General features: G+C 38.3%; 5 protein-coding genes. 4 read left to right on the top strand and 1 reads right to left on the bottom strand.

Annotated features, from left to right (window positions below):
• Positions 1-264 precede the first annotated feature (264 nt).
• The 4 genes from mtnN (at position 265) to A6E03_RS16470 (ending at position 4,132) form a co-directional block, all read left to right on the top strand.
• Complete coding sequence (mtnN, locus tag A6E03_RS16485) at positions 265-960, top strand: 5'-methylthioadenosine/S-adenosylhomocysteine nucleosidase (RefSeq protein WP_065601310.1); 696 nt, start codon at positions 265-267, stop codon at positions 958-960.
• Between the two features lie 66 nt (positions 961-1,026).
• Positions 1,027-1,980: a cobalamin biosynthesis family protein gene (locus A6E03_RS16480; protein WP_065592159.1), complete on the top strand. Its 954-nt coding sequence runs from the start codon at positions 1,027-1,029 to the stop codon at positions 1,978-1,980.
• Between the two features lie 43 nt (positions 1,981-2,023).
• The gene (locus tag A6E03_RS16475; protein WP_065592160.1) at positions 2,024-2,635 is read left to right on the top strand and encodes a TRIC cation channel family protein; all 612 of its coding nucleotides are present in this window, start codon (positions 2,024-2,026) and stop codon (positions 2,633-2,635) included.
• Positions 2,636-2,824: 189 nt separating this feature from the next.
• Entirely contained in the window at positions 2,825-4,132 is a 1,308-nt protein-coding gene (locus A6E03_RS16470; protein ID WP_176703498.1) for a peptidoglycan DD-metalloendopeptidase family protein, read from the top strand.
• Between the two features lie 54 nt (positions 4,133-4,186).
• Here the strand turns inward: A6E03_RS16470 and A6E03_RS16465 are convergent, their stop codons facing one another.
• Positions 4,187-7,282 (bottom strand): efflux RND transporter permease subunit, encoded by a 3,096-nt coding sequence (locus tag A6E03_RS16465; protein ID WP_065601308.1) that lies wholly within the window; start codon positions 7,280-7,282, stop codon positions 4,187-4,189.
• Positions 7,283-7,289: the final 7 nt, after the last annotated feature.

Raw genomic sequence — 7,289 nt, 5'->3', positions numbered from 1 at the left:
AAATTTTTAAAGAGCAAACTAACAGTAAAACCGTGATTCGCATCACTCGCTTCGTGTCAGTGGATGCGCAGTATAGGCAAATCAGATTTTCGTGCAAGCATTTTTATTAAAAAAAATACCGCTCGAACAACAAGTGAACAACAAGGTCAATTATCGACCTTTCAATCGCCCTTTATCGCTAAATTCGTACATTACTCTTATCTCCTCACTCTTTAATAGCTATGTTACAATCACCTTCTATTCTACTTTTATCGAGATATACAAATGAAAATCGGCATTATTGGTGCAATGGAACAAGAAGTTGCCATCCTTAAAGAAAAAATTGAAGGATTAACAACAACAATAAAAGCAGGTTGTACTTTTCATACAGGTACACTTTCAGGAACTGATGTTGTTTTATTGCAATCAGGCATTGGTAAAGTTGCAGCTGCAGTAGGTACAACTCTACTTATTTCTGATCATCATGTAGATCTTGTTCTTAATACTGGTTCTGCTGGTGGTTTCGATTCATCATTAAACCTAGGCGATGTAGTTATTTCAACTGAAGTTCGCCATCACGATGCAGACGTTACTGCGTTTGGTTACGAAATAGGTCAAATGGCACAACAACCAGCCGCTTTTAAAGCTGATGAAAAATTAATGTCTGTAGCAGAGCAAGCATTAACGCAAATGAAAGATAAACATGCTGTTCGTGGTTTAATTTGTACGGGTGATGCTTTTGTATGTACGCCTGAACGTCAAGAATTTATCCGAACTAACTTCCCTTCAGTTATTGCTGTAGAAATGGAAGCCTCTGCTATTGCTCAAACTTGCCACCAATTTGATGTTCCATTTGTTGTTGTTCGTGCAATTTCTGACGTAGCAGATAAAGAGTCACCAATGACTTTTGATGAATTCCTGCCTCTTGCAGCACAAAGTTCATCAGAAATGGTGATTAATATGGTTGCTCTATTGAAATAATTTCACCTTTATTAAGCTAACTTATTTGGGTTGGCTTAATACTCTGACTATTAGTTAACTATATTCATGTTTGATAAATTTTCTTTATTGATAGCTGATTACTCCCTATTAGTTTTATGGGGGGCTTTATTATTCCATTTAGTTTTACCAATACCTGTCCATGCTCACCCAATGGCTATTTGGCGTAAATTCGCAAAATTGCTAGCTAAAAAAGTCAATACCACTAGCTCCTATCAACAACGTTTGATTTCGGGTTCACTTGCGTGGGCGCTAATGATAACCCCTGCCATTATTATTTATATTGCTGCATTACCTCTCATCTGGAATCTGCCATTATTTAATCTAGGATTACTTTTAATCTCCTTGGAATGGCGAGGTGTCGAAAAACTTTGTAAAAATACGATACAAGCAATCAACCAAGAAGACAAAAAAGAAGCAAAAACGATTTTAATGCCTTGGTTAAATAGAGATGTTGAACCGCTTTCCCTTTTAGGCTTAGGTAAAGCAAGCGCAGAGACAATGGTTTTAGGTTATGCACGAACCGTAATTGGCGTGCTGTTCTGGTATGGTATTGCTGGAGGGATCGGGGCTTTTATTTATCGTTTATCTTTAGAATTAGCTCGTGCTTGGTCACCGTCAAGAGATACATTTAGGCCATTTGGCATTCCTGCATTAACCGTTCAATCCACTCTAGATTTCATTCCTTTAAAACTGTTTAGCTTTTTATGTCTTTTAGGAAAACACGCCCAAACAATACTTCAAACGATTAAACAGCAAGGAAAAAGCTGGCCAAATAAAAATAATGCTTGGCTACTTATCATTATTGGCAAAAAATTTGAGCTTTCTATGGGCGGTCCTGTTATTTATCAGGGCAAGAAAATCAGTAGGCCAAAAATTGGAGGGCGAATCGCACCTTCGGCGATTCATTTAGCACAAATACATCGTTTTTTAAGTTGGAGAATAGCTATCTGGCTAATTCTTCAAAGTACTCTAATGGTTATAATCAAACATGGTTTATAACTGTACTCTCAACAACATCATGCAGTAAGTCATAGAGGACAAGATGTTAATCTATATAATTGATATGTTCGGCACCGCCATCTTTGCTATTTCGGGAGTGTTATTAGCAGGAAGGTTAAAAATGGACCCCTTTGGCGTCACGGTACTTGCGAGCGTTACCGCCATCGGTGGTGGTACAATTCGAGATATGGCACTTGGTGCTACCCCTGTTTTCTGGATTACTGATACAAACTATTTATTAGTCATTTTTATTACCTGCATTTTAACCATGTTAATCATCAGAAAACCTAAACGCCTTCCTTGGTATGTTCTCCCTGTCTCTGATGCTATTGGATTAGCGGTCTTTGTAGGGATCGGTGTAGAAAAAGCCTTGAGCTATAATGCAGATCCTATGGTGGCAGTGATTATGGGAGTAATTACAGGTTGTGGCGGTGGGATAATTCGAGATGTACTTGCTCGAGAAGTCCCAATGGTATTAAGAAGTGAAGTGTATGCGACTGCTTGTATTTTAGGAGGCATAGTTCATACCTCTGCACTCGAGTTTAATATCCAAAGTTCAACAGCGATGCTTATGGGAGTAGCTGCCACACTCATAATTCGTTTAGCTGCAATTCGTTGGCATTTATCCTTACCAACATTTGCATTAAATAAATAAGACTCAGACAGGCAGTAAAACCAGCTGCCTGTTGAGTAATTTAATATTAGGATTGTTGTTTTATTGAACTTTTATGATAAAAAAGGTGACCAAGGTTTAACTATAACCCCGTGTCATAGTAGTTAACTAAAAAACAAGCTAAACTTCTATGTCGTTATTTACATTCAAAATTTACTACCTAATCGAATGATATTATCTAAATTAACTCGCATTCCTGTAATCCATCGCATTCTTATTGGTATTTGTAGTGCTGGTATAGCGGCAACAATCGCTACAATACCCGACTCTGTTGCACCCGACTCTGGGTTTTACAAACTATCAATTGGCCAAAGCTACCCTATCGAGATCCGCAAAGAATCTCTTGTTACCCATGAACTAACTGAAAAAAACAAACAACTTTCGTGGGAAACCTATACGGTTAAGCCGGGTGAAAGTGCATCAGTCTTATTTAGTCGAGCAGGTCTAACCGCTCGACAACTTTACAATTTGACGAGCAGCGATAAAGAAATAGAGACACAATTAACCCGCCTCCGTCCAGGAGATAAATTAAAGTTTGGTTTTAATCAAGATCAAGAAATCATTCAACTTATTCGACCTATCAACAAATTTGAAACCTACCATATTAGTAAAGTAGGCGATAATTATCTTGGTCTGTTTGAAAAACAAGAAATAGAAACTCAACTGAATTATACCAAAGCAACCATTACGTCTAACTTTTGGAATGCTTCTATTGGTGCTGGCTTAAACGCCAATCAAATAATGGAGCTAGCTGGCATTTTTGGTTGGGATATCGACTTTGCGTTAGATATCCGAGAAGGCGATAACTTCAAAGTTCTTTATGAAGAAAAGTACGTCGAAGGCGAATACGCGGGTAAAGGAAATATCATTGCTGCATCATTTACCAATCGAGGTGATACTTTTACTGCCATTCGTAATGATAAAAACGGCAATTTCTATGAACCAAATGGCCGAGCAATGAAAAAGGCTTTTTTACGTTCACCAATTAATTTCCGTTATGTAAGCTCTAACTTTAACCCTCGTCGCTTGCACCCTGTAACTGGCCAAAGAAAAGCCCATAGAGGAACAGATTATGTAGCTCCTGTTGGCACTCCTATTTGGGCGGCTGGTGATGGTGTTGTCGATAAAGCCGGCTATAACCAATTTAATGGTAACTACGTATTTATTCGCCACAGTAATACTTATATTACGAAGTACCTACACATGACTAAACGTTATGTCAAAACAGGTCAACGAGTAAAACAAGGCGATACTGTTGGTACCCTTGGTGGCACAGGCCGAGTGACAGGCCCTCACTTACATTATGAATTTTTAGTAAACGGTGTTCATAAAGATGCCAGAACCGTCTCTTTACCTCAATCGAAATCATTAACTGGTAACGATAAAAAAGAGTTTGAAGTTGTGGCTAAAGAACGCTTAAAACAATTAGAACAATACAGCGAATTTATTGTAGGTAACCACCCTGTACTTACTCACTAAACAATAAATCATCATAATGCCCTAATGAATACAATATTCGTTAGGGCATATTTTTTAGTGGCTTCTTTTTATATCTCTATCTCTTCCAAGCATTAATAGACACGGCGTTAGTACCAAAGTTAATACCGTAGCAAATGCTAATCCTCCGGCAACAGCGGTTGCTAATTGAGACCACCACTGCGTACTCGGTGCTCCAAACTCAACTTTTTGATTAACTAAATCAATATTCATTTCAAGCACCATGGGCATTAAACCTAGAATCGTCGTTACGGTTGTGAGTAGTACAGGTCTTAAACGTTGGATCCCTGTACGTAATATGGCATCTACTTTTTCAACGCCTTCTTTACGCAAGGTATTATAAGTATCAATAAGAACTATATTATTATTAACAACGATCCCCGCTAAAGATATAACCCCGATTCCTGACATAATGATGCCAAAAGGACGTTGGAATATTAGTAAACCAGCAAACACCCCAACCGTAGAAAATAAAACGGCGCTTAAAATCAGAAACGCTTGATAAAAACTATTAAATTGAGTCACTAGGATTATCGCCATTACAGCTAACGCAACGATAAAGGCATTCTGAAGAAATGCAGCTGAATTGTTTTGCTCTTCATTCTGTCCCCTTAATTTAAACTCAACACCTTCAGGTAAACCTAAAGCAACAAGAGCTAATTCAATTTTAGGTAACTCAATACTTAGATTATACCCCTCACTCATATCGGCTTTAACCGTTAAGATTCTATGCCCATCAATACGATGAATTGTATCTTGTTTATGAGTAGGAATAACTCGAGCAAAATTAGTAATAGGCACTAATCCCAATACCGTTTTTACTCTTAATTCATCAAAGCGCCCAATATCTCGATGCTCTTCAGGAAAACGAACTAAAATATCAACCTGCTCATTATTATCATCTGGTAAATAGTCTCCTATCTTCAGACCATTAGTAACAAATTGAACCGTATTACCGACAAGAGTCGCATCTGCCCCAAAACGAGCGGCATCATCTCTGCGAATATCAATTTTCCAATCAATGCCTTGTTTGTTTGAGGTATCACTGACATTAGTAAAAGCAGCATCACCATCAATCCAAGACCTTACTTTTTTTACTGATTGGTTCAAGTCATCTCCGTTACGGGCACTAAGCTCTATCACTAAATCATGCTCACTTGGGGGGCCTGCATTTGGTGTACTGAACTCTAATTCAATTCCCGCAATATCCTTTGTCTGTATTCTTAAATCTTCGATAATCTCTTTTACTGGTCGACGGTATTGCCAATCTACAGGTGTGATCTGTATTTGCCCAATCTCATCATCTCCACCCGTTCGAGTATAAACACTATCTAGTTCTTCCATTCCTAAAATAGGATCCTGAACTTCAACCATTAGCTTATCTTTTTCATTAATAGAAAGATCACCATGAGACCGTACTTTTACAGTTAAAAACGGGGGGTCAACGTCGGGGAAGAAAACAACACCTAAACCTGCTTTAGCATAAGTAAATCCAATACCAATCGAGAATATAATAGCGAGAAATAAGATCTTAAACGGGTGCTTTAACGCAATAGATAGCGTATTAAAGTAAAGCTTAGTGATCCCTTCAGCCTGACTATAATCACCTTGGCTCAAAGCGTATAGTTTCTCTTTTTTCTTAGGTAGTATTTGCTGAGGTTTCCCACATAAACTTCCCAATACAGGAACAAATAACAGCGCCATAAACAAGGAGGCGCTTAATGTCGCAATCAGCGTAAGTGGCAGGTATTTCATGAATTCGCCAGTGATATCTGGCCAAAATAATAAGGGAGCAAAAGCGGCTAATGTTGTCGCGGTAGATGCGGTAATTGGCCACGCCATTCGTTGAGCAGCTTCTCGATAGGCTTCTACTTTATCTGCCCCTTCTTGCATTCTTCTATCTGCATATTCGGTAACAACAATAGCGCCATCAACCAACATTCCAACGGCCATTATGAGAGAGAACAACACCACAATATTGATGGTCAAGCCAAATAAAGCCAACACTAACAACCCTGTTAAAAAAGAACCTGGGATAGATATTCCTACTAATAAGGCTGTTCTTGCACCCAAAATAGCAATGATAACAATCACAACTAATAAGATGGCTGAAAGAATATTATTTTGCAGATCATTAAGCATTATCTTAACGTCTTTTGATTCATCCCATGTGTACTTAACTAATAGATTGTTTGGCCAGTAATCTAATTCTTGAGCTCCAGCTAAAACGGCTTTTACTATCTCAACCGTCTCTATAATATTTTCACCCGAGCGTTTTTTAATATCGAGAACAATCGCCTTTTCGCCATTTAAACGCGCATAACTATTTGGGTCTCGAAACGCTTTACGAACTGTCGCAATATCTCCAAATGTGACGACTTGTTTGCCATCAACTTTAATTGGTAATTCTAAAACGTCTTTTAGTGAATCAAATACTGAAGGCACTTTTACAGAAAAACGACCATAACCAGTATCAACAAACCCAGCCGCAACCACTCGATTATTTAATGCGATGAGATTATAAATTGCAGCTTGATCTAAACCGTAGCTTTCAAGTAAAAGTGGATCGACAATAATTTCAACAACATCCTCTCGATCACCAGCAATATCCACTTCTAAAATTTGTTTATAGCTTTCTAATTTATCTCGTAATTGACGAGCAATTTTAACCGTAGTTCTTTCTGGTACCGTTCCGTATAACACCACAGAAAGAACCGCTTGCTCGGCAGCTAAAGTAACTTCATTTATCGTTGGTTCATCACTTTCTTCAGGTAAATCTGGCTTTACCAAATCAACCGCATCTCTTACATCAGTTAATGCCTTATCTAAATCCGTCCCTACGTTAAATTCCAAAGTTACCGAACCATGCCCTTCACCAGCCACAGCCGTCATTTCTTTAATACCTTCAATAGAGCGTAATTCTTGCTCCATAGGACGGACGAGTAAACGCTCTGAATCTTCAGGTGAAATCCCCTGATGGCTCATGGACACGTAAATAATAGGAATAGTAATGTCGGGATTCGATTCTTTTGGAATGACAATATACGTCGAGATACCAGCAATAAGCAGTAATACCAATAGCATTAGCATGGTTCGAGAGCGACTTAATGCTGCATTAATAATAGCTAACATATGACTT

The organism is Aliivibrio sp. 1S128 (assembly GCF_001691065.1).
Classification (GTDB): Bacteria; Pseudomonadota; Gammaproteobacteria; order Enterobacterales; family Vibrionaceae; genus Aliivibrio.
This window is presented reverse-complemented; position numbering and strand designations above follow the sequence as displayed.